We start from the raw sequence: 20,663 nt of genomic DNA on the forward strand, positions 1-20,663 counted from the left end.
TCGCGGGGCGGTCGCGTCCGCCCCCGGATCAGACCTTTGCGGAAAAGATCATCCGCCCGGTGCCAAGCTGCGCGAACACATCGCTCAGGTCACCTTCGCCGACCGCGAAGCAGCCCTGGCTGCGACCCAGCATGCCATGCGTGCGCAGCATGTCGCGGTTCGCATACCAGGCGGAATGCACCACGATCGCGCGTGACAGGGCATTGTCGTTGGTCGGGTCGAGCCCGATCAGCCGCTGCGACCGGCCGTGCTTGCCGACATAATAATCGTCGGTCACGAACGACCCTTCCGACGATGCATTCGAATTCGGTTCGTTGGAGAAGCGCTTCAGGAACCCGGTATGTGCCGGGTCGGAACCGCTGCCATGCGCGACGAGGAACGACTTGCTCTTGCCCGATACCAGATCGATCAGGTGAAAGCGCGCCTGCGAGGACGGCGCCGACATATCGGCGATCGCGATCCGGTCGCGGTGCGCGACGCGGCGGCCGTGCGTGTTGAGTGCGGCCATCGCCTGCCGCATCAGATCGGGGCGTACCACCCGTGACGACGTGATCGGCCGCGCGGCCACCATGGGCCGGGGGGCGGGGAGCGACGGCTCGCTGACGGGGCGCAGATCCTGCTGCGTCAGCCGCCGTGTCGCCGCGGACACTGTGCCCGGCACCGCCAGGGTCGCCGCCAGCACCAATGCGTTCTTCAGCAGCGCTCGCCGGTCGTGTGCCTGGTCATGTGCGTTATCGTGCTCAATTTGCATCGAATTTTCAAAAGCCCCGGTCATTGCCCGCTGATAGTCATATAGCAGCTATGGACTTAATTTTCTGCGGCTGTTCCCCCCAACCGGCGTTGCCGCTGCACGCTTCGGCGTGGTTGCGGCTCGATCGGTCCCGAATCGACACGGCACGATCGACGGACTCGTGCGTTGATCCAGGTGAAGGGGCAGTAGAGAAAGGAACGACGTAACATGAAGCAATGGCTCGTCATGGCTGGTGCCGCGATCCTCGCCATGGCTCCTGCGTCCGCAATGGCCGCCGCCGATGCGTTGGCCCCCGAAGTGACGTCGCTGGCGCCCAATCGCTTCCTGTGGAACGACAATGCGACGCTCGAACCGGTCAGCATCGTGATCTCGATCCCCGATCAGAAGGCCTATGTCTATCGCGGCGAGTTGCTGATCGGCGCCTCTACCGTGTCGACCGGCAAGGATGGCAAGGACACGCCGCTGGGCGTATTCCCGATCCTGCAGAAGTCCGAAAAGCATCGCAGCAACCTGTACGACGACGCGCCGATGCCGTTCATGCAGCGGCTGACATGGGATGGCGTGGCGATCCATGCCGGTATGAACCCGGGCTTCCCAGCTTCGCACGGCTGCATCCGCGTACCGACCCAGTTCGCGAAGAAGCTGTTCGCCGTCACCAGCAAGGGCACGCCCGTGCTGGTCACCGATGCGTCCGCCGCGGAGGGATGGACGCCGCCGACCAACGAAGACGCACAGGCGATGCAGGCCGAAACCGCGAGCGCCAACGCCTCCTTCCTGCGGCCTGCGGTCGATTGACACCCCCGCCGCCGCGCGCAATCGCGTCGCGACCGGCAGGGGATACAGATATGACCGAACTCGTCACCATCAGCTCGGGGGTGCTCACCGCCGCGATCGATCCGCTCGGCGCCGAGCTCGTCCACCTGCGCGATGCCGATGGTCGCGAGCTGATGACGGATGCAGATCCAGCGTTCTGGACCGGCCATGCACCGATCCTGTTCCCGGTCGTCGGCATGCCGTTCGAGGAGACGATCCGCATCGACGGAACCGCCCGTCCGATGAAGAAGCACGGCTTCGCCCGTCATTCGCGGTTCGATGCGGTCGCGCAGAGCGATGCCGGCGTCACCTTCGCGCTGACCGACAGCGACGACACCCGCGCCAGCTACCCCTTCGCCTTCCGGCTGGAACTCGCCTACACGCTCGACGACGCGACGCTGACGATCGAGGCGCGGATCGTCAATCCGGCGGCCGTCCCGCTGCCCGCCAGCTTCGGTTTCCATCCCGCCTTCGCCTGGCCACTGCCATACGGGCAGGATCGCGCCGCGCACCGCATCCTGTTCGAGGCCGACGAACCCGACACGCTCCGCACCATCGCCGCCGACGGCACCATCGCCGACGCACGCAAGCCATCACCGCTCGACGGCCGCGAACTGGCATTGCGCGACGATCTGTTCGCGCATGACGCGCTGGTGTGGGACCACATCCGCTCCCAGGCGGTGACCTACGGCGCCCCGACCGGCCCCCGCCTGCGCATTGCCTTCCCCGATACGCCTATGCTGGGCATCTGGACCAAGCCCGGTGCCGCATACGTCTGCGTCGAGCCATGGCACGGCATTGCCGACCCGGAGGGCTTTACCGGTGAGTATCGCGACAAGCCCGGCGTCTTCGAAGTCCCCGCCGGCGGCGACAAACGCATCACGATGAGTGTGACGCTGGAGCGGTAAGGGACGCCTGCTTCGCTATCACTCCCGCGGACGGGAGTGACGAACTGTAGGCGGGACGCGACCCGCAAACACCCCTCTGTCCTACACGCTCCCGATCTGGCAAAGCGCGTGCATGACCTGCACATTCCGCATCGCGTCGTTCCGTTCCGGAGCAGCATGCGGGACCCGCTTCTCATCCCGACGTACCGTCAACTTCGACAACTTCCGCGCCTCCCGTCCGGGTCGCGCCGCATCCCGAGACCCGATCCATTGACTTCCCCCCGCCGCACCTTCGCGATCATTTCCCACCCCGACGCCGGCAAGACCACGCTGACGGAAAAGCTGCTGTATTTCGGCGGCGCGATCCATCTGGCGGGCGAGGTGAAGGCGCGTGGCCAGAACCGTCGCGCGCGATCGGACTGGATGAAGATCGAACAGCAGCGCGGGATTTCGGTCACCTCGTCGGTGATGACGTTCGAGCGTGACGGGATCACCTTCAACCTGCTCGACACGCCGGGCCACGAAGATTTCAGCGAGGACACCTATCGCACGCTGACCGCTGTCGATTCCGCGGTGATGGTGATCGACGCGGCGAAGGGCATCGAGCCGCAGACGCGCAAATTGTTCGAGGTCTGTCGCCTGCGCAGCGTGCCGATCATCACCTTCGTCAACAAGGTCGATCGCGAAGGCCGCCCGATCTTCGAACTGCTCGACGAGATCGCCGACATGCTCGCGCTCGACGTTGCACCGATGAGCTGGCCGGTGGGCATGGGGGGCGAATTCGAAGGCGTGCTCGACCTCACCACCAACACGATCAGCCGTCCCGAAGGCGACAGCCGCGCGTTCCTCGGCAAGACCGAAGTGGCGCCGACGCTGTCGGAACGCTGGACCGAAGAGATCGAGCTGGCGCAGGCCGGCTATGCCGAATTCGATGCCGAGGCGTATCGCAACGGCGACCTGACCCCGGTCTATTTCGGCTCGGCGCTCAAAGACTTCGGTGTCGCCGAACTGATCGGTGCGCTCGCCGAACACGCGCCGCCGCCGCGCGCCCAGCCTGCCGAACCCGCACCCGTCTCGCCCGACGAGCCGCAAGTCACCGGCTTCGTGTTCAAGGTGCAGGCGAACATGGACCCCAACCACCGCGACCGCATCGCCTTCATGCGGATGTGTTCGGGCACGTTCAAACGCGGCATGAAGCTGACGCCGTCGGGCAGCGGCAAGCCGATCGCGATCCATTCGCCGATCCTGTTCTTCGCCCAGAACCGCGAAGTCGCCGACGAGGCCTTTCCCGGCGACATCATCGGCATCCCCAACCACGGCACGCTGCGCGTCGGCGATACGCTGTCCGAACGTGCCGATGTGCGCTTCACCGGCCTGCCCAATTTCGCTCCCGAAATCCTGCGCCGCGTCCAGCTCAAGGACCCGACCAAGACCAAGCAGCTGCGCAAGGCGCTGGACGACATGGCCGAAGAGGGCGTGACGCAGGTCTTCTATCCGGAGATCGGATCGAACTGGATCATCGGCGTCGTCGGCCAGCTCCAGCTCGAAGTGCTGCTGTCGCGGCTCGACGCGGAGTACAAGGTCGCCGCCGGGCTGGAACCCGCGCCGTTCGAGACGGCGCGCTGGGTGTCGGCGGAGGACCCGGCCGACCTCAAGCATTTTATGGACCTCAACCGCTCCGCGATGGCCAAGGACCGCGACAACAACCCGGTATTCCTCGCCAAAAGCGCCTGGGAGGTTAATTACATCGCAGACCGCTATTCGAAGGTAAGGTTCGCTGCGACGCGGGAGCGGTAAACCTCCCATCTCCGTCATCCCGGCGAACGCCGGGATGACGGTGGAGGAGTTGGTCGTGGGACCACGTAACCGACTACGTTTGCTCAGCAAATTGGCCGGGTCTGTCCTACACGCCGGTCACCCGCTACCCGAGAACCACCGACCCGCTCTTTCTCACCCCACCCAATCGCGCCGCAACGGCCGCACCGCCAGCAGCATCAATCCCGCCGCCACCAGATAGAATCCCAGCGCATAGGTCGTCGCCCAGCGCAAAGCATCCGCACCGTGCACCGCCGTCATCGCGTCAGACAGCCGCCCCATGATCAGTGATCCCAGCCCCAGCCCGATCAGATTGTTGATGAACAGGAAACTGGCGGAGGCGGTGGCGCGCATCGGGGGTGGCACGAGATGCTGGACCGCGGTCGTCACCGGTCCCAGCCACAGGATGTTGAGGCCGTGCGGGATCAGGAACAGGAACCAGGACAGCGTCAGCGACCCGCTGGTCAGGCCCGCGGCGAACAGTGGCACGGTCACCAGCCATGCGATTGCCGGCAGCTTCGCGTAAACCCCCCGGTCCTTCGCTCCCAGCCGATCGGCCAGCCATCCCCCGGCGAACACGCCGATCGTCCCGCCGATCAGCAGCAGCGATCCGATGTATTGCGATGCGGTCAGCAGCGAAAATCCGAACGAGCGGATCAGCACCGACGGCACCCAGAAGGCGAGACCATAGCCGCATAGCGAACTGAACGACGCCCCGAACGCCATCAGCCAGAAACTCGGCTTAGCGGCGAGGATGCGGAACACCGCACCCACCGATACCCGCTCGGATCGGACCGCGGCAGGATCGAACATCCCCCGCGGCGGCTCCTTCACCACGAACCGGAACAGCGGCGCGATGACGACGCCGGCGAGTCCCACGGCGATGAATGCCCAGCGCCAGTTGACCGCGCTCGCGAGCATGCCGCCGAGCAGTGCCCCCGCCGCCAGTCCGACCGGGATACCGAGCGAGTAGATCGACAGCGCCCGCGCCCGCTGCTCCGGCGGGAAATAGTCGCTGATCATGGCGTAGCTCGGTGCGACACCCCCCGCCTCGCCGACGCCGACACCCAGCCGGAACACGAAGAACTGCCAGAAGCCGGTCGCCAATCCGCACAATGCGGTGAATGCGCTCCATACCGTCAGGCTGATCGTGATGACCCAGCTTCGGCTCGTTCGATCCGCCACCAGCGCCAGCGGAATGGCGAGTGTGGAATACAGGAGCGCGAAGGCGATGCCGCCCAACGCCCCCAGCTGCGTATCGGTCAGCTCCAGCTCGGCCTTGATCGGCGCGACGAGGATGCCGAGGATCTGCCGGTCGAGAAAGTTGAACGTATAGACCAGCAGCAACATCGCCAGCACCAGCGCCCGGTAACGGGCGCTGGCGGCGGGCAGGGCGGGGGAGGGAGTCATCGTCATGCCCTTGTTCGCGATCCGGATGTCTGTCTAGAACTTCGCCGCAATGCTCGCGAAGACCTGCCGCGGGTTGCCATAGAAGGCGGTGGCGATCCCCTCCCGACCCAACGTCGAGGTATAGCCCCCCGCCGGCGTCCGGATCGGCACGCCGGCGACGGTGCTGGCGATATATTGATAGCCCGACGTCTTATACTGCTTGTCCGTCAGGTTCTTGCCATAGACGCCGATGGAATAGCGCCGTCCCTCGCCGAATGCCCAGGTGATCCCGGCATCGAGCAACGCATAGCGCGGTTGGTCGAGGAACGGACTTGCCGTTTCAAACTGGTGGGTGAGCCCGCGGTAGGACAGCGTGGAGTTGGCGGTGACCAGTCCCTCGCCGACCGGAACGTTGCCGGTCAGCGTGCCCGATGCGGTCCAGTGCGGCGTATTCTGGAACACGCGGACATTGGCGACATCGGTGCCGGTCGGACCGATGAAGCGGCGATATCTGGCGTCGATATAGCCGACCGCGCCGGTCAGCGCGACCGACGACCCGACGCCCGCAAAATCGCGGACAAGGATCGCGTTGGTTTCCAGCTCGACGCCCTTGATCCGCGCCTTGGCGGCGTTCGTCGTGATCCCGCAGAAGCTCTGCACGCCGTTCTGCAAACAGCCGACCGACCCCGGTACCTGTACGTCCTTGTAATCGGCGTAGAACCCCGCGAGCGCCCAGGTCAGTCGCCGATCGAACACCGCACCCTTGTAGCCCGCCTCGTAGCTGGTGACCGTCTCCGGATCGAACGACAGGTAGTTGTAGATGTCCTGATACGTCCGCCCTGCCGCCGCGCTGCTGATCGGCGCGGACGTGCCGGACCCCCGCGGATCGAACCCGCCGCCCTTGAAGCCTTCGGAATAGGACAGGTAGAGCAGGTGATCCTCCACCGGCTTGAAGCTGATGGAAGCGCGCGGCGTGAAGCGCTTGTAGTTGGCCTTGCCGCGGAAATCCGTGGCAGGGGCGCCTACCAGCACTGGCGTCCCACCAAACTCCGGGGTAAGGCCGAGGTAACTCGCCTTGAATACGTACGACTTGCGCTCGTCCCACGTATAGCGTCCGCCCAGCGACAGGCTGAACTGCGGCGTGAAGTCGAAGGTGAAGTCGCCGTACACCGACGATGTTTCGGTACGTACGTCACCGGCGGTATAGGCGTTGAAGCCCGGTAGCGTCGTCGACAGCAGCACGCCGAATCCGGTCGAGGCCTTGGCGCCCAGGTAATAATAGCCGAGCAACCCGTTCAGCTTGTCCGAGCTGTAGAGCAGCTGGAATTCCTGGCTGGTTTGTTCGTTGCGATAGATCGCCGGCACGTCGACATCGACCGCGGGCAACGCATCGAAGTCGATCGGGGTGAAGCTGTCGTCCTTGCGCCACGCACTGATGCTGCGCAACGTCAGGCTGTCGGTCAGCCTGGCGTTGGCGGTCATCGACAGGCCACCCGCCTTGATATCCTGCCGCGGAAAATTCAGGCCGGCGCGGGTGTCGTAGACATCGTCGAGCACCGGAGCGCCGGAAACGATGCCGGGGATCAACCGGTGCCCGTTGCGGGGGTTGCTCTTGTCATGGGTGTAGTCGCCGGTGATCCGCACGAACAGCCGCGTGTCCGGCGACTCGAACTCGACCGTGCCGCGCGCCGCCCAGATGTCCTTGTTGTAATTGTCGATATTGAGATTGATGTTGCGGCCGAAGCCGCCACGGCTGAGGCGTGCACCCGCCACCCCGACCTTCAGCATGTCGCCGATCGGCGCCGACAAGGTGACGATGCCGTCCGCCTGATCGTAGGACCCGTAATTTGCCTTGATCCGCACCTCGGGATCGTCCGGCAGCCGCTTGGTGACGTATTTCACCGCGCCGCCGATCGTATTGCGCCCGTATAGCGTACCCTGCGGTCCGCGCAGCACCTCGATCCGGTCGACATCATAGATGTCCAGCACCGCGGCCTGCGGGCGATTGAGATAGACGTCGTCCAGATAGATCCCGATGCCGGCTTCGAATCCCGGCACCGGATCCTGCTGGCCGACGCCGCGGATGAATGCGGCAAGCGTCGAATTGCTGCCGCGGGCGGTCTTCAGCGTCGTATTCGGCGTGAAATTCTGGATGTCGGTCAGATCGACTGCGCCAAGCTTGTCGAGCCGATCCGCGCTCAACGCCGTAACCGCGATCGGCACGCTCAGCAGCGATTCGACACGCCGACGCGCGGTGACGACGATGTCGCCGGTGTTTTCGGACGGCGTATCCGTCGTGTCGGGTGTCGTTTCGGTGGCCGCTGCGCCGTCCTGACCGATGCCTGCGGTATCGGCCGGAGCGATCCGGGCGGCGGCCGGTCCGGCGAACAGCGCCGCTGCGGCCGCGCCGAGCATCAGGAACGTGGACGTGCGCACCTTCATGGTAAAACCCCTCCTATGCAGCGCCGTCCGGTAGACCCGGGTTGTACGCCAATGACGAACGCTATAGTGAAACCTGAACCAGGATTCAACTTGGAATGATGGAGAGGCTTGGAGATGACGAGCGCTGAAGATGCCGCGTCGGTCGCGAGCCTCGACAAGACGCCGCGCACGGCGCGCGGTCGCAAGACGTTGCGTGCGCTGCTGGATGCGGCGGCATTGGAGTTCGGTGAACGCGGATTTCACGAGGCGTCGATCAGTGCGATCACGCGGCGGGCGGGCGTCGCGCTCGGCAGTTTCTATACGTATTTCGATTCGAAGGATGCAGTGTTCCGCGCACTGGTGACCGATCTATCGGCGCAGGTTCGCGATCATGTCGCGCCGGCGGTGCGCGCGGCTGGTGACGGCATCGCCGCGGAGCGAGCGGGATTGGCGCAGTTCATCGGATTCGTGCGGGAACATAAGGAAATCTATCGCATCATCGACGAGGCGGAGTTCGTCGATCCGGACAGCTTTCGGTCGCATTATGCGTCGACGGCGGAACGCATCGATCAGCGACTGAGGGCTGCGGCGACGCGCGGCGAGGTGCGCAGCGATGTGTCGGACGTACACGCCTGGGCGATCATGGGGATGAACGTGTTCCTCGGCCTGCGATTTGGTGTCTGGAACGAGGATCGCAGTGTCGAGGATGTGGCCGATCTGGCAGCGAGCCTGCTGCGCCACGGGCTGGTGCCCGAGGACTTATAAAGCGAGGTGTTCGTCCTGGCTGAGGGCATGGGCAAGCCGGTCGCGGATCGCCTTCAGCATGGGTAGCACCGACGCGGTATCCGCCTTATCTTCGGCTGGAGCGTCGGTACGCGCGGTGGCGAGCAATTGCTGCACACCGCGAACCGTATAACCCTCCTGATTCAGCAGGCCGTGAATGCGACGGATGAGCGCGACATCTTCCGGACGGTAATACCGTCGGTTGCCGGCGCGCGTGATCGGTCGCAGCTGGGGAAAGCGCGTTTCCCAATAGCGCAGGATATGCTGGGGAAGGCCGGTTTCCTCCGAAACCTCCCCGATCGTCCGGAACGCGCCGATGGCTTTCCCGGTGCCGGATGGCATCGTGGTCAGCTGGACGTGACGATGCGCTCGCGCATCATCTGGCTGGCCCGGAAGGTGAGGACGCGACGTGGTGCGATCGGCACCTCGATCCCGGTCTTGGGATTGCGTCCGATCCGTTCACCCTTGTCCCGCAGTACGAATGTGCCGAATCCCGAGATCTTGACGTTTTCGCCGCGCGATAACGCTTCGCACATTTCGGTCAGGATCTGCTCGACGATCTTGGCGGAATCGGCGCGAGATAAGCCGATCTGACGATGCAACGCTTCTGATAGGTCGGCCCGTGTCAAAGTGCCTGCGGTAGTCATCAACACGCTCGCCCCACTCCATCTGTTAGGATGCCCCGGCATTCGTTTACACCAGACCAGACGTGTCCGAAAGTGACTTTCTTCCGTTATATTAGGATAGTACCTATGTACTTGTACGTAATCGTCTTAAAAGCGGACAACCGCCGCACCCCAGGTGAACCCGCCGCCCATGGCCTCCAGAACGACGATCTGGCCCTGCCGGATACGGCCATCACGGACGGCCGTGTCGAGTGCCAGCGGGACCGAGGCGGCTGACGTATTGGCATGACGGTCGACGGTGACCACGACCTTGTCCACCGCCAGGCCCAGCTTGCGGCTGGTCGCATCGAGAATCCGGGCATTGGCCTGATGCGGCACGACCCAGTCGACATCGTCGGGAGCAAGCCCTGCGATCACCAGCGTTTCCTGCATCACCGCCGCAAGGTTGACGACGGCGTGGCGGAACACCTCGCGGCCCTTCATGCGCAGCTTGCCGACCGTGCCGGTGGTCGACGGGCCACCGTCGACATAGAGCAGTTCGTTGTGGCGGCCGTCGGCATGGAGCTTGGTCGCGAGGATGCCGCGGCCGGTGTCCGAGTCGCTTTCCTGCCCCTCCAGTACGATCGCGCCGGCGCCGTCGCCGAACAGCACGGCGGTGGTGCGGTCTTCCCAGTCGAGGATGCGGCTGAACGTTTCCGCGCCGATCACCAGCGCACGCTGGTGGATACCGGTACGCAGCATCGCATCCGCGACCTGCACCGCGTAGAGAAAGCCCGAGCAGACCGCAGCGACATCGAAGGCGACGCAATCGTCGATGCCGAGCATCGCCTGGACTTTGGTGGCGGTCGCCGGAAAGGTCTGATCCGGGGTCGCGGTGGCTAGAACGATCAGGTCGATGTCCTGCGCAGTCTTGCCCGACGATTCCAGTGCGGCGCGGCACGCCTCGGCCGCGAGGGTCGAGGTCGTTTCGTGCGGCTGCGCGATATGGCGGAAGCGGATGCCGGTGCGCTCGACGATCCATTCGTCGCTGGTGTCGAGGCGGTCGGCAAGATCGGCGTTCGAGACGCGGTTTTCCGGTAACGCCGAACCGGTGCCGAGGATGACCGAACGGATCATGCCGCGCGCTTTTCGAAATTGCCGAGATCGTCGGCGATGCGGCGGGTGAGATCGGCACGCACCATCTTGGCGGCATTGCCGATCGCGGTGGCGACGCCGCGTTCGTTGGCGCTGCCGTGGCTCTTCACGACGATGCCGTTGAGGCCGAGGAAGACCGCGCCATTGTGATTGTTGGGATCGAGGTGGTCGCGCAGCAATTCGGTCGCGGGGCGCGAGATCAGGAAGCCGACCTTCGAGCGGACCGAGGAACTGAAGGCGCGCTTGAGCAAGTCGGCGACGAAGCGGGCGGTGCCCTCTGCAGTCTTGAGCGCGATATTGCCGGCGAAACCGTCGCAGACGATGACGTCGTGGTTGCCCCGGGCGAGCTGGTTGCCCTCGACGAAGCCGGTAAAGGTGAGGGGCAGGTGCGTCTGGCCCTTCAGCACAGCAGCGGCGTCGCGAATCTCGTCGGTGCCCTTCTGGTCTTCGCTGCCGATGTTGAGCAACGCGACCCGGGGCGATTCGAGGTCCATGATCGTGCGGGCATAGGCTGCACCCATGACCGCGAACTGGACGAGGTTGCGCGCGTCCACCTCCGTATTCGCACCGAGGTCGAGCATGACCACGTCATTCTCGCCGAGCGTCGGCAGCGGCGCTGCGAGCGCGGGACGGTCGATGCCCGGCAGGGTGCGCAACGCGACCTTTGCCATCGCCATCAGCGCGCCGGTGTTGCCCGACGAGACGGCGGCGCCGGCGCGACCCTGTTTCACCAGATCGATGGCGATGCCCATCGACGTGGTCTTGGCGCGGCGAATCGCCTGACTCGGCTTGTCGCTCGACCCGACCGTTTCCGGTGCGTGGACGATCTCGCTGTGCTGGCTGAGGTTCGGGTGAGTCTTCAGCTCTTCGCGAACCGCCGATTCGTCACCCACCAGGAAGAAGCGCATGCCTTCAAAGCGCCGACGGGCCGCAGCCACGCCGGCGAGCATGACCGCCACCCCTTCGTCGCCGCCCATCGCATCGACGGCGATCCAGGAATTGTCGGGCATGGTTCAGCGCTTATCCGGATGGGAGGGGAGGGTGTTAACCCTCGACCGAGACGATCTCGCGGCCGTTATAGTGACCGCAAGCGGTGCACAGGTTGTGCGGACGCTTGAGTTCGCCACAGTTCGGGCACTCCTGGAACGACGCGATGGTCAGCGAGTCGTGACCGCGACGCATGCCGCGCTTGGAGGGAGAGGTCTTTCGCTTGGGGACGGCCATTTCGGCACCTTGTTCTAGAAATTCGGCTTACGGAAATCCGATGAGCCCGACGGGACGTGCCGACAACCGACGCAAGGTCGGCCGCTGGACGCCACCGACAACCGGACGCATCGCGAAGCGCGGGCCTATAGCGAATTTCCGGACTGTTGCAAGCTTCGCCAGCGGATATCGGGGCGGCAGCGCGACGGCGGAGAGGGGCGTGGTCCTGAGTCGTTTGCGCGGAAGTTGCCGAACTTGTCACTACGTCGGAGACGGAATGCGTCTCCAGCCGCTGCCGTGGGCATCGGGTGGGGGAGGCGAGATTGTACGGCATGGCGGGGACGATAGCCGGCTGGCGGCGTGTAGGACAGCACTGGTTCGACCACGGAACGGGATGCCCCGCTTTCCGTTGGTTCCGCCGTGGCAGAAGACGGAGTGTTGTCATGGATTTCAAGCGGTTAGGGCTGGGCCTGGGAGTGTTCTCGATCGCGTTGGGCGTGACCGAGCTGTTCGCGTCGAAGCGGATCGCGAGGGCGTTGGAAGCGGAAGGATCGGAAGGGCTGATCAAGGGATTCGGCGCGCGCGAGTTGCTGGCGGGGGCGAACCTGCTGGCGGCGCCGGCAGTGTCGACCAACGTCTGGAACCGGGTGGCCGGCGACGCGATGGACCTGACCGCGCTGGGGGCGGCGGCAAGTGCGCACCCGAAGAACAAGGCGGTGTGGGGCGCGGTGGCGTTCGTCGTGGCAGCGACGCTGCTGGATGTGGTGACGGCGCTGGGTCTGGACCGGGAATCGGGGAAGATGTTGCCGGTCGGGCGGTGATGGGGTTGGGGTCTTCGGGTGAGGTCCTGCCTTCGTCATTTCCGCGGAAACGGAAATCCATACTGGCTGGCGTTGCGGCGTGAGGCGCGACGTTGTTGATTATGGGTCCCCGCCTTCGCGGGGATGACGATGTCTTGGGATGGCTGTCGTACCCACCCTCCTCGTCATCCCGACGAAAGTCGGGACCCATGGACATCGCGCCATCGGCGGTGCGCGCATCGCTGGCCGCTTGCCTCCATGGGTCCCGGCGTTCGCCGGGATGACGGAGGGGGGGGGCGGGGGCGGAGTAGGTGGGACGGCGGAGTGGGTGGGGTGGTGGAATAGAAAGGTCGAGAGCCGGAGGTGAGGGTAACGCTACTCCGCCAATGCCTTGTCGCTGACGAACATGTTGTTGGCGCGTTCGTGGGCGAAGGTGCTGGGGTTGCCGTGGCCCGGGATGAAGGCGGTATCGTCGCCCAGCGGCCAGAGCTTCGTCACGATCGTCTCGATCAATTGCTTGTGGTTGCCGCCGGGCATGTCGCTGCGGCCGACCGAGCCCTGGAACAGGACGTCGCCGACCTGCGCGAACTTGCTCGGCGCATGATGGAAGATGACGTGACCCAGCGTGTGCCCGGGGGTTTCGTAGACGTCGAGGGTGAGGTTGCCGACGCTCACCGTGTCGCCTTCGACCAGCCAGCGGTCGGGTTCGAAGACGACGCCGGTCATGCCGTAGTTCTTGCCGTCGTCGTCGAGGCGGGCGAGCCAGAAGCGGTCGGCCTCGTGCGGGCCCTCGATCGGTACGCCGAGATCGGTGGCGAGCGTCTTGGCTTCGCCGGCGTGGTCGATGTGGCCGTGGGTGAGCAGTATTTTTTCCACCGTGACGCCGGCCTGCGTCACCGCGGCCTTGATACGGGGCAGATCGCCGCCGGGATCGACGATCGCGGCCTTCATCGTCGCGGTGCACCAGATCAGGGTGCAATTCTGCTGGAAGGGCGTCACCTGGACGATGGCGGCTTTGAGCGGGCTGTCGGTCATGGCGGCAGAGATAGGGGGCGGGCGAGGGGGCGGCAATCGCCGCTTGCGCCGGGAGCATCCACCCGTGCATTTGACGGTGCATGCTGAACGCGCCGTTCGTACTGCTGGACGATGCCCGGGCCGATGGCGCGGGGGCGCGGCTGTATGTCGATCCGGTCGAGATCGTGACGGCCGGGCGGCTGGATCAGGTGGTTCCGGCGCTGGAGCGATTGCGCGGGGCGTCCGCGCGTGGGCTGCATGCGGCGGGTTATCTGACCTATGAGGCGGGTGCGGCGCTGATGCCGCGGGACCTGCCGGCGCGGGATATCGACGCACCGCTGCTGTGGTTCGGGCTGTTCGAGGGATATCGGACGATGACGGCCGATGAGGTGGCGGCGCTGTTGCCGGACCCTGCCGGGGCATGGGCGACCCACCCGCAGCCGCGGATCGAGCGTCACGTCTACGACGATGCGCTGGACCGGGCGCTGGAGATGATCCGGGCGGGCGATATCTATCAGGCGAACCTGACGCTGCGGGCGGATGTGCTGATCGCGGGCGATCCCGCGGCCTTGTATGCGAAGCTGCGGCGGGGGTCGGCAGCTGGCTATGGCGCATTGGTGGCGACGGGCGAACGGCATCTGCTGTCGCTGTCGCCGGAGCTGTTCTTCGCGCTGGAGGACAAGCGGCTGACGTGTCGGCCGATGAAGGGGACGGCGACGCGCGGCGATACGCCGGAGGAAGATGCGGCACGGGTGGTGGCGTTGGGCGCGGATGCCAAGCAGCGGGCCGAGAATCTGATGATCGTCGACCTGATGCGCAACGACCTGTCGCGGATCGCGAAGCCGGGCAGTGTGGCGGTGCCGGCCCTGTTCACCGTCGAAACCTATCCGACGGTGCATCAGATGACGTCGACGGTGATGGCCGACCTGGCGGTGGGCCGCGATGCGGTGGACGTGCTGACCGCGCTCTATCCCTGCGGCTCGATCACCGGCGCGCCGAAGCAGCGCGCCATGGAGGTGATCGGCGATGTCGAGGCGACGGCTCGCGGCGTCTACACCGGCGCGATCGGGCGGATCGATGCGGACGGCGGCGCGGCGTTCAACGTGGCGATCCGAACGCTGACGGTCGAGGCAGGCACGACGGTTGCCGAACTCGGCCTCGGATCGGGTATCGTCGCGGACAGCCGGGCGGACGAGGAATGGGCGGAGGTGCTGGCGAAGGGCGCGTTCGTCACCGCGGAGCAGCGACCGCTCGACCTGATCGAGACGATGGCGTTCGATCCCGAGCAGGGAATACGCTTGCTCGACCGGCATCTGGAACGGATGCGGGCGAGTGCGGTCGCACTGGGCTTTCGCTTCGACCGGCATCATGCGCGTAACGAATTGCAGGCGGCGACTTTCCGGTTGCGCGAGGCGGCGCGGATACGGCTGCTGCTGGCGCAGGGCGGGGCGATCGCGATTGAAGTGGGACCGGCGCCGGCGCGGTTCGACCGACCGTTACAGGTAACGGTGGTGCCGTTGCCGGTCGCAACCGACGATTACCGGTTGCGGCACAAGTCGAGCGATCGTGGCTTCTATGATGCGGCACGGATCGCGGCGGGAACCGACGAGGTGGTGTTCATGCGGCCGGACGGCTGGCTGACCGAGGGAAGCTTTACCTCGCTGTTCGTGCCACGGAATGGCGGGCTGGTGACCCCGGCGGCGGCCCACGGACTGCTGCCGGGTGTGCTGCGATCGGAATTGATCGAATCGGGGCGGGTGATCGAGGTTAATCTGTCGCCTAACGATCTTCCCAAGCAATTTTTTGTCGGAAATGCGCTGCGCGGGTTGATGCCGGCGGTTGTTGCGGTTGCGAAATCGGACCCGCTGTCGCTATAGGGCCGCGCGTTCCCTGTCGCCATAAGGCCCCTGCCATGAAGCCCTCCGCCGCCCTCGGCCGTATCAGCCCGTCCCCGACGCTCGCCATCACCAGCCGCGTGCTGGAATTGAAGCGCGCCGGCGTCGACGTGATCGGGCTGGGTGCGGGCGAGCCGGACTTCGATACGCCCGACTTTGTGAAAGAGGCGGCGATCCAGGCGATTCGCGACGGCAAGACCAAATATACCAACGTCGACGGCACGATCGAGCTGAAGCAGGCGATCGTCGCCAAGTTCGCGCGCGACAACCACCTGACCTACACGACGGATCAGGTGACGGTGAACGTCGGCGGCAAGCATACGCTGTTCAACGCGATCGTCGCGACGGTGGATGCCGGTGACGAGGTGGTGATCCCCGCGCCTTACTGGGTGAGCTATCCCGACGTGGTGCAGTTCGCGGGCGGCACGCCGGTGTTCGCGGTCGCCGGACCGGAGCAGGATTACAAGCTGTCGCCGGAAGCGCTGGAGGCGGCGATCACGCCCCGGACCAAATGGGTGATCCTCAATTCGCCGTCCAACCCGACGGGCGCGGGCTATACCGTCGATGAGCTGAAGGCGCTGGGCGCGGTGCTGGCGCGGCATCCGCACGTCTGGGTGTTCGCGGACGATATGTACGAGCATATCGTCTATGATGGATTCCGCTTCGCAACGATCGCCGAGGTGTGCCCGGAGCTGTACGAGCGGACGCTGACGGTGAACGGCTGTTCGAAGGCCTATGCGATGACCGGGTGGCGGATCGGCTATGCGGCGGGCGCGCAGTGGCTGATCAAGGCGATTGCGAAGCTGCAGTCGCAGTCGACCAGCAACCCCTGTTCGATCGCGCAGGCGGCGGCGGTGGCGGCGCTAAACGGCCCGCAGGGGTTCCTGCAAGAGCGCAATGCGGCGTTCCAGGTACGGCGCGATCTGGTCGTCGGCATGCTCAACGCGATCCCCGGCATGCACTGCCCGACGCCCGAGGGTGCGTTCTACGTCTATCCGTCGTTTGCGGAGCTGATCGGCAAGAGCACGCCGTCGGGGCGGGTGATCGACAGCGACGAGGCGTTCGTCGGCTATCTGCTCGACGATGCCAAGGTGGCGGCGGTGCAGGGCGCGGCGTTCGGTTTGTCGCCGGCGATGCGGATCAGCTATGCGACATCTGATGCGCTGTTGCGCAAGGCGTGCGAGCGCATTCAGCAGGCGTGTGCCGATCTGAAGTAGGGGGATCGTCCTCACCCTTCCGCCGCTGCGCGGCTCTCTCCCTCTCCCATCGGGAGAGGGAATAGACGGCGCAGCCGTTGCTGAATGGGGTGAGGCCACTCCGGTACAATATTACGCCCGATGAACGCGGTCGCCACGCCGCGTTAATTCAGCGTTTCTATAAACGGCATTGAGCCTGGAGGCGGGAGAGACGATCTCGCATCCTTACGGGGCGCAGCGACGTAGCTGCGCTCGAACAAACCAATGGGTGCGTCATGCGCAAGGTCTTCAAGAGCGGCTTCTTCTGGCAATTCGTCGGTGGCTTCGCCATCGGCGCGGTCGGCGTCGTGACGCTCCAGCCGGCGAGCGCGCAGGGCGTGCAGCCGATTCCGGCGGCTTCGCCGATCGTCGCGGTCCGCTGAGGCTGTAATGCGGGCGGCGGCTCCCCATGTTGGTGGCATGCTGAAAATCCTGTTGCCCGTCGCCGGTGTCGCCGCCGCCGTGATCGCCTCCACCGGCTTCGCCGCGGCCGAGCGCGCGGTGCCGATCCCCGTTGCCAAGGTCGATGTTCCGGCTGCGGCGGGAATGCAGACCGCGGTGTTCGCGGGCGGCTGCTTCTGGGGCATGGAAGCGGTGTTCGAGCATGTGAAGGGCGTACGCGGGGTGACCGCGGGCTATGCCGGCGGCACGCGTGAGACGGCCAATTACGATGCCGTATCGACCGAGCGGACCGGGCATGCCGAGGCGATCAAGGTCGTCTTCGATCCACGGCAGGTGAGCTATGCGACGCTGCTGCGGGTGTATTTCTCGATCGCGCACGATCCGACGCAGCTGAACCGGCAGGGTCCGGATAGCGGCCCGAGCTATCGGTCGGCGGTGTTCCCGCAGGATGCGCGCCAGGCGGCGGTTGCGCGGGCGTATATCGCGCAGCTTGGTGCGGCGAAGAGCTTTCCGCGGCCGATCGTGACGAAGGTAGAGCAGGGCAAGTTCTTCCCGGCCGAGGCGTATCATCAGAATTTCTACGACCGGAATCCGACGCACCCGTATATCGTGCATTGGGACAAGCCGAAGGTCGCGGCGTTCAAGGCGGGATTTCCGACGCTGTATCGGTGAGGCCTGCCCCCTCTCCCCTGCGGGGAGAGGGAGCGCAGTTAAGCAGCGATCGGGAAGCGCAGGAGGCGCTGTTCTACCGGGACCAGCGCTTCTGCGCCGCGACCCACCGCCTTCGTCAGCGCGGGGTGATTAACGTCCAGTCCACCGGTCAACGCACCGAATGCCGGCAGGACGATTTTGCGCTCCGTCGCGACGAAACAGCGCCTCGCGATCTGCTTGCCGCGCACCGCAACCCGCAGCTTCGGGTGGAAATGACCCGACAGCTCCGGGCGTGTTTCCAGCGGATCGGCCTCGTGGCGCAGGATCAGCCCATCGACTTCCGCCTCGTCGGCGATCTCGCCGCCGCAGCGGTCCTTGATGTCGGGATCGTGGTTGCCGGTGATCCACGTCCAGCGCAGCCCTTCGGTCAGCGCGCGGAGGCGGATTTGTGCTTCCTGCGGCAGGCGCTCGCAGCCGTCGCTGTCGTGGAAGCTGTCGCCGAGGCACCAGAGTTCCTCCGCCCCGGTCCTAGCGACCAGTGCGGCGAGATCGGCGAGCGTCGCCAGTGAATCGTACGGCGGCAGCATCTGGCCGCGGGCAGCGAACCAGCTCGCTTTTTCGAAATGGAGATCGGCGACGAGCAAGGCACGGCGTGCCGGCCATAGCAACGCACCCTCCGGAAGGGCGCAGAGCGCGTGGCCGCCGAACGAAAAGGGAACCATGCGTCCGCCTTGCCCGCAAAGATCCGCATGGGCAAGCCGTTGTGCGGTGCGGAGCAAATCCGCTTGCCTGGGGCTGCAATAGGCGTAAAGCGCGCCGTCCTCCCGCCGGGAGGGTTCTGTCAGAGGGTAGTCGCGCGCATGTCGCCCGCCGTCCAAGCACCCGTTTCCACCGCCCAGCATCATCCCGCACTCATCGGTCTCACCATCGGGGCGATCGGCGTGGTGTTCGGCGATATCGGCACCAGTCCGCTCTACGCGTTCCGCGATGCGCTGGGGCAGTCCGCCGCCGACGGTATCGATCCGTCCGAGATCCTCGGCGTGCTCAGCCTCGCGCTGTGGACGCTGACGCTGATCGTCACGTGCAAATACGTCTTTTTCCTGATGCGCGCCGACAATCACGGCGAGGGCGGCGTGCTGGCGCTGGCGGCGCTGGCGCGGCGGTCGCTGGGGATGCGCAGCCGCATCGCGCTGGTGTTGGGCGCAGCGGGTGCGGCGTTGTTCTATGGCGATGCGATCATCACGCCGTCGCTGTCGGTGCTGTCGGCAATGGAGGGATTGCAGACGATCCCGTCCGCCGCGAAATTGTTCGACGAGGGCACGATCCGGGCGCTGACGATCGGCATCCTGATCGCGCTGTTCCTGATCCAGAAGCGCGGCACGGCGATGGTCGCCAAGCTGTTCGGGCCGGTCTGCATCCTGTGGTTCGTGACCATCGGGGCCTTGGGCATCTGGCATATCGCCGACGAGCTATCGATCTTTCGCGTGCTGATCCCGAGCTATGGCATCCGTTTCCTCGCGACGCACGGCACGACGGGGCTGTTCGTGCTCGGCGCGGTGTTCCTGACCGTCACCGGCGCGGAGGCGTTGACCGCGGACATGGGGCATTTCGGCAAGCGGCCGATCCGGATCGCGTGGTTGTTCCTCGTCTTCCCGGCGCTGACGCTCAACTATCTGGGGCAGGGCGCGTTCGCGCTGTCGCATCTGGAAGCCGCGGCGGCGGCGGGGACGCCGTTCGTCAACCAGAACTGGTTCTTCCTGATGGCGCCCGAATCGTTTCGTGGGCCGCTGATCGTGCTGGCGGGGTTCGCCACGGTGATCGCGAGCCAAGCGGTGATCACCGGTGCCTTCTCGCTGACGCAGCAGGCGGTGCAGCTGGGGTTGCTGCCGCGCATGAAGCTGCGCCAGACGTCGGCGGATTTCGCCGGGCAGATCTATATCCCGGCGATCAACTGGTTGCTGCTGGTCGGCGTGCTGGTGCTGATCGTCCAGTTCAAGACGTCGTCGGCGATGGCGGCCGCGTACGGCATCGCCGTGACGGGCACGATGGTGGTGACGACGTTGCTCGGCTACCTCGTGGCGCGGCATGTCTGGCATTGGAAGCGGGTGTGGGCGCTGACCGCGGTGCTGCCGTTCCTTTGCCTCGACCTGATCTTCTTCGGTGCCAACATCCTGCGCGTGGTCGAGGGCGGCTGGGTGCCGCTGGTAATCGCCGCCGCGATCGGCCTGCTGATCTACACCTGGGTGCGCGGCAAGGGCATCGTGCGGGCATTCGAGGCGCGGCAGAGCATCCCGCTCGCCGACCTCGCCGTCGCGCTGGCGAAGCGCCCGCCCGAGCGGGTGCCGGGCACCGCGGTGTTCCTGACCGCCAATCCGCGCTCGGCGCCGGGAGCGTTGCTCCACAACCTCAAGCACAACAAGGTGCTGCACGAGCGCAACCTGGTGGTGAGCATCCGCACCACCGACCGGCCGGTGGTGGACGAGGCGCATCGATCGACGGTCGAGCGGCTGGACGACAATTTCGAGATCGTCGTGCTGAACTACGGCTTCATGGAATCGCCCGACGTGCCGGCCGACCTCGGCGTCGGTGGCAAGACCGAGATGCGCAGCCTGGATGCGATGAAGACGAGCTTCTTCATCGGGCGCAACACGTTGAAGCCGGAGGCGGATGTGGGCATGCCGCTGTGGCAGGACCGCATCTTCATGTTCATGCAGCGCAATGCGAGCGATCCGACCGATTTCCTGAAGATTCCGCCGGGGAAGGTACTGGAATTGGGCGAGCAGGTTACGGTCTGATTGTTCACGCGAAGACGCGAAGACGCGAAGAGGTTTTGCGCGCGGAGGC

General features: G+C 65.5%; 20 protein-coding genes. 10 read left to right on the forward strand and 10 right to left on the reverse strand.

Going from position 1 to position 20,663, the window contains the following annotated elements:
- Positions 1-28: 28 nt before the first annotated feature.
- The gene (locus tag NF699_15750) at positions 29-775 is read right to left on the reverse strand and encodes a murein L,D-transpeptidase catalytic domain family protein (protein USU04482.1); all 747 of its coding nucleotides are present in this window, start codon (positions 773-775) and stop codon (positions 29-31) included.
- Positions 776-958: 183 nt separating this feature from the next.
- Between NF699_15750 and NF699_15755 the strand changes: the two genes are divergently transcribed.
- The 3 genes from NF699_15755 to NF699_15765 all read left to right on the forward strand — a co-directional run bounded on the left by NF699_15755 (position 959) and on the right by NF699_15765 (position 4,248).
- On the forward strand, positions 959-1,546 hold the full coding sequence (locus tag NF699_15755; protein ID USU04483.1) for a L,D-transpeptidase family protein: 588 nt from the start codon (positions 959-961) through the stop codon (positions 1,544-1,546).
- A 50-nt stretch (positions 1,547-1,596) separates the two neighbouring features.
- Positions 1,597-2,472: an aldose 1-epimerase family protein gene (locus NF699_15760; protein ID USU04484.1), complete on the forward strand. Its 876-nt coding sequence runs from the start codon at positions 1,597-1,599 to the stop codon at positions 2,470-2,472.
- A gap of 249 nt (positions 2,473-2,721) precedes the next feature.
- Positions 2,722-4,248, forward strand: a complete 1,527-nt coding sequence (locus NF699_15765; GenBank protein USU04485.1) for a peptide chain release factor 3 — start codon at positions 2,722-2,724, stop codon at positions 4,246-4,248.
- Positions 4,249-4,401: 153 nt separating this feature from the next.
- Here NF699_15765 and NF699_15770 read toward each other — a convergent pair whose 3' ends face one another.
- Positions 4,402-5,682, reverse strand: a complete 1,281-nt coding sequence (locus NF699_15770) for an MFS transporter (GenBank protein USU04486.1) — start codon at positions 5,680-5,682, stop codon at positions 4,402-4,404.
- A 27-nt stretch (positions 5,683-5,709) separates the two neighbouring features.
- Positions 5,710-8,097: a TonB-dependent receptor gene (locus NF699_15775; protein ID USU04487.1), complete on the reverse strand. Its 2,388-nt coding sequence runs from the start codon at positions 8,095-8,097 to the stop codon at positions 5,710-5,712.
- 114 nt (positions 8,098-8,211) lie between these two features.
- Between NF699_15775 and NF699_15780 the strand changes: the two genes are divergently transcribed.
- Positions 8,212-8,841 carry a TetR/AcrR family transcriptional regulator gene (locus NF699_15780; GenBank protein USU04488.1) on the forward strand — a complete coding sequence of 210 codons (630 nt, stop codon included), beginning with the start codon at positions 8,212-8,214 and terminating at the stop codon, positions 8,839-8,841.
- Here NF699_15780 and NF699_15785 read toward each other — a convergent pair.
- The 5 genes from NF699_15785 to rpmF all read right to left on the reverse strand — a co-directional run bounded on the left by NF699_15785 (position 8,836) and on the right by rpmF (position 11,843).
- Positions 8,836-9,201 (reverse strand): MerR family transcriptional regulator, encoded by a 366-nt coding sequence (locus NF699_15785; GenBank protein USU04489.1) that lies wholly within the window; start codon positions 9,199-9,201, stop codon positions 8,836-8,838. The two genes, NF699_15780 and NF699_15785, sit on opposite strands and share 6 nt — an antisense overlap.
- Before the next feature lie 5 nt (positions 9,202-9,206).
- Entirely contained in the window at positions 9,207-9,506 is a 300-nt protein-coding gene (locus tag NF699_15790; GenBank protein USU07118.1) for an integration host factor subunit alpha, read from the reverse strand.
- Between the two features lie 126 nt (positions 9,507-9,632).
- On the reverse strand, positions 9,633-10,601 hold the full coding sequence (locus NF699_15795; GenBank protein USU04490.1) for a ketoacyl-ACP synthase III: 969 nt from the start codon (positions 10,599-10,601) through the stop codon (positions 9,633-9,635).
- A complete protein-coding gene (plsX, locus tag NF699_15800) occupies positions 10,598-11,629 on the reverse strand; it encodes a phosphate acyltransferase PlsX (GenBank protein USU04491.1) in 1,032 nt (343 codons plus the stop codon). Before plsX ends, NF699_15795 begins: the two co-directional genes overlap by 4 nt.
- Positions 11,630-11,663: 34 nt before the next feature.
- Positions 11,664-11,843, reverse strand: a complete 180-nt coding sequence (gene rpmF, locus NF699_15805) for a 50S ribosomal protein L32 (GenBank protein ID USU04492.1) — start codon at positions 11,841-11,843, stop codon at positions 11,664-11,666.
- A gap of 422 nt (positions 11,844-12,265) precedes the next feature.
- Between rpmF and NF699_15810 the strand changes: the two genes are divergently transcribed.
- On the forward strand, positions 12,266-12,643 hold the full coding sequence (locus NF699_15810) for a hypothetical protein (protein USU04493.1): 378 nt from the start codon (positions 12,266-12,268) through the stop codon (positions 12,641-12,643).
- A 354-nt stretch (positions 12,644-12,997) separates the two neighbouring features.
- On the opposite strand, the gene NF699_15815 is transcribed toward NF699_15810, so the two are convergent.
- Entirely contained in the window at positions 12,998-13,657 is a 660-nt protein-coding gene (locus tag NF699_15815) for an MBL fold metallo-hydrolase (protein USU04494.1), read from the reverse strand.
- An 80-nt stretch (positions 13,658-13,737) separates the two neighbouring features.
- Here NF699_15815 and pabB point away from each other — a divergent pair, with 80 nt between their 5' ends.
- The 4 genes from pabB to msrA all read left to right on the forward strand — a co-directional run bounded on the left by pabB (position 13,738) and on the right by msrA (position 17,840).
- Complete coding sequence (gene pabB / locus NF699_15820; protein USU04495.1) at positions 13,738-15,513, forward strand: aminodeoxychorismate synthase component I; 1,776 nt, start codon at positions 13,738-13,740, stop codon at positions 15,511-15,513.
- A 35-nt stretch (positions 15,514-15,548) separates the two neighbouring features.
- Positions 15,549-16,748 (forward strand): pyridoxal phosphate-dependent aminotransferase, encoded by a 1,200-nt coding sequence (locus tag NF699_15825; GenBank protein USU04496.1) that lies wholly within the window; start codon positions 15,549-15,551, stop codon positions 16,746-16,748.
- A gap of 254 nt (positions 16,749-17,002) precedes the next feature.
- Complete coding sequence (locus tag NF699_15830; GenBank protein ID USU04497.1) at positions 17,003-17,149, forward strand: hypothetical protein; 147 nt, start codon at positions 17,003-17,005, stop codon at positions 17,147-17,149.
- 37 nt (positions 17,150-17,186) lie between these two features.
- Positions 17,187-17,840, forward strand: a complete 654-nt coding sequence (gene msrA, locus NF699_15835) for a peptide-methionine (S)-S-oxide reductase MsrA (protein USU04498.1) — start codon at positions 17,187-17,189, stop codon at positions 17,838-17,840.
- 38 nt (positions 17,841-17,878) lie between these two features.
- Here msrA and pdeM read toward each other — a convergent pair whose 3' ends face one another.
- Positions 17,879-18,541, reverse strand: a complete 663-nt coding sequence (gene pdeM / locus NF699_15840) for a ligase-associated DNA damage response endonuclease PdeM (protein USU04499.1) — start codon at positions 18,539-18,541, stop codon at positions 17,879-17,881.
- 138 nt (positions 18,542-18,679) lie between these two features.
- On the opposite strand from pdeM, the gene NF699_15845 reads away from it, so the two are divergent.
- The gene (locus NF699_15845) at positions 18,680-20,614 is read left to right on the forward strand and encodes a potassium transporter Kup (GenBank protein USU04500.1); all 1,935 of its coding nucleotides are present in this window, start codon (positions 18,680-18,682) and stop codon (positions 20,612-20,614) included.
- Positions 20,615-20,663 lie beyond the last annotated feature (49 nt).

The organism is Sphingomonadaceae bacterium OTU29LAMAA1, assembly GCA_024072375.1.
Lineage (GTDB): Bacteria > Pseudomonadota > Alphaproteobacteria > Sphingomonadales > Sphingomonadaceae > Sphingomonas.

Bases quoted from the DNA above. Each gene is read 5' to 3' on its own strand.
- NF699_15750 (USU04482.1), bottom strand. From the start codon at position 775: ATGACCGGGGCTTTTGAAAATTCGATGCAAATTGAGCACGATAACGCA.
- NF699_15755 (USU04483.1), top strand. From the start codon at position 959: ATGAAGCAATGGCTCGTCATGGCTGGTGCCGCGATCCTCGCCATGGCT.
- NF699_15760 (USU04484.1), top strand. From the start codon at position 1,597: ATGACCGAACTCGTCACCATCAGCTCGGGGGTGCTCACCGCCGCGATC.
- NF699_15770 (USU04486.1), bottom strand. From the start codon at position 5,682: ATGACGATGACTCCCTCCCCCGCCCTGCCCGCCGCCAGCGCCCGTTAC.
- NF699_15775 (USU04487.1), bottom strand. From the start codon at position 8,097: ATGAAGGTGCGCACGTCCACGTTCCTGATGCTCGGCGCGGCCGCAGCG.
- NF699_15780 (USU04488.1), top strand. From the start codon at position 8,212: ATGACGAGCGCTGAAGATGCCGCGTCGGTCGCGAGCCTCGACAAGACG.
- NF699_15785 (USU04489.1), bottom strand. From the start codon at position 9,201: ATGCCATCCGGCACCGGGAAAGCCATCGGCGCGTTCCGGACGATCGGG.
- NF699_15790 (USU07118.1), bottom strand. From the start codon at position 9,506: ATGACTACCGCAGGCACTTTGACACGGGCCGACCTATCAGAAGCGTTG.
- NF699_15795 (USU04490.1), bottom strand. From the start codon at position 10,601: ATGATCCGTTCGGTCATCCTCGGCACCGGTTCGGCGTTACCGGAAAAC.
- plsX (USU04491.1), bottom strand. From the start codon at position 11,629: ATGCCCGACAATTCCTGGATCGCCGTCGATGCGATGGGCGGCGACGAA.
- rpmF (USU04492.1), bottom strand. From the start codon at position 11,843: ATGGCCGTCCCCAAGCGAAAGACCTCTCCCTCCAAGCGCGGCATGCGT.
- NF699_15810 (USU04493.1), top strand. From the start codon at position 12,266: ATGGATTTCAAGCGGTTAGGGCTGGGCCTGGGAGTGTTCTCGATCGCG.
- NF699_15815 (USU04494.1), bottom strand. From the start codon at position 13,657: ATGACCGACAGCCCGCTCAAAGCCGCCATCGTCCAGGTGACGCCCTTC.
- pabB (USU04495.1), top strand. From the start codon at position 13,738: ATGCTGAACGCGCCGTTCGTACTGCTGGACGATGCCCGGGCCGATGGC.
- NF699_15825 (USU04496.1), top strand. From the start codon at position 15,549: ATGAAGCCCTCCGCCGCCCTCGGCCGTATCAGCCCGTCCCCGACGCTC.
- NF699_15830 (USU04497.1), top strand. From the start codon at position 17,003: ATGCGCAAGGTCTTCAAGAGCGGCTTCTTCTGGCAATTCGTCGGTGGC.
- msrA (USU04498.1), top strand. From the start codon at position 17,187: ATGCTGAAAATCCTGTTGCCCGTCGCCGGTGTCGCCGCCGCCGTGATC.
- pdeM (USU04499.1), bottom strand. From the start codon at position 18,541: ATGGTTCCCTTTTCGTTCGGCGGCCACGCGCTCTGCGCCCTTCCGGAG.
- NF699_15845 (USU04500.1), top strand. From the start codon at position 18,680: ATGTCGCCCGCCGTCCAAGCACCCGTTTCCACCGCCCAGCATCATCCC.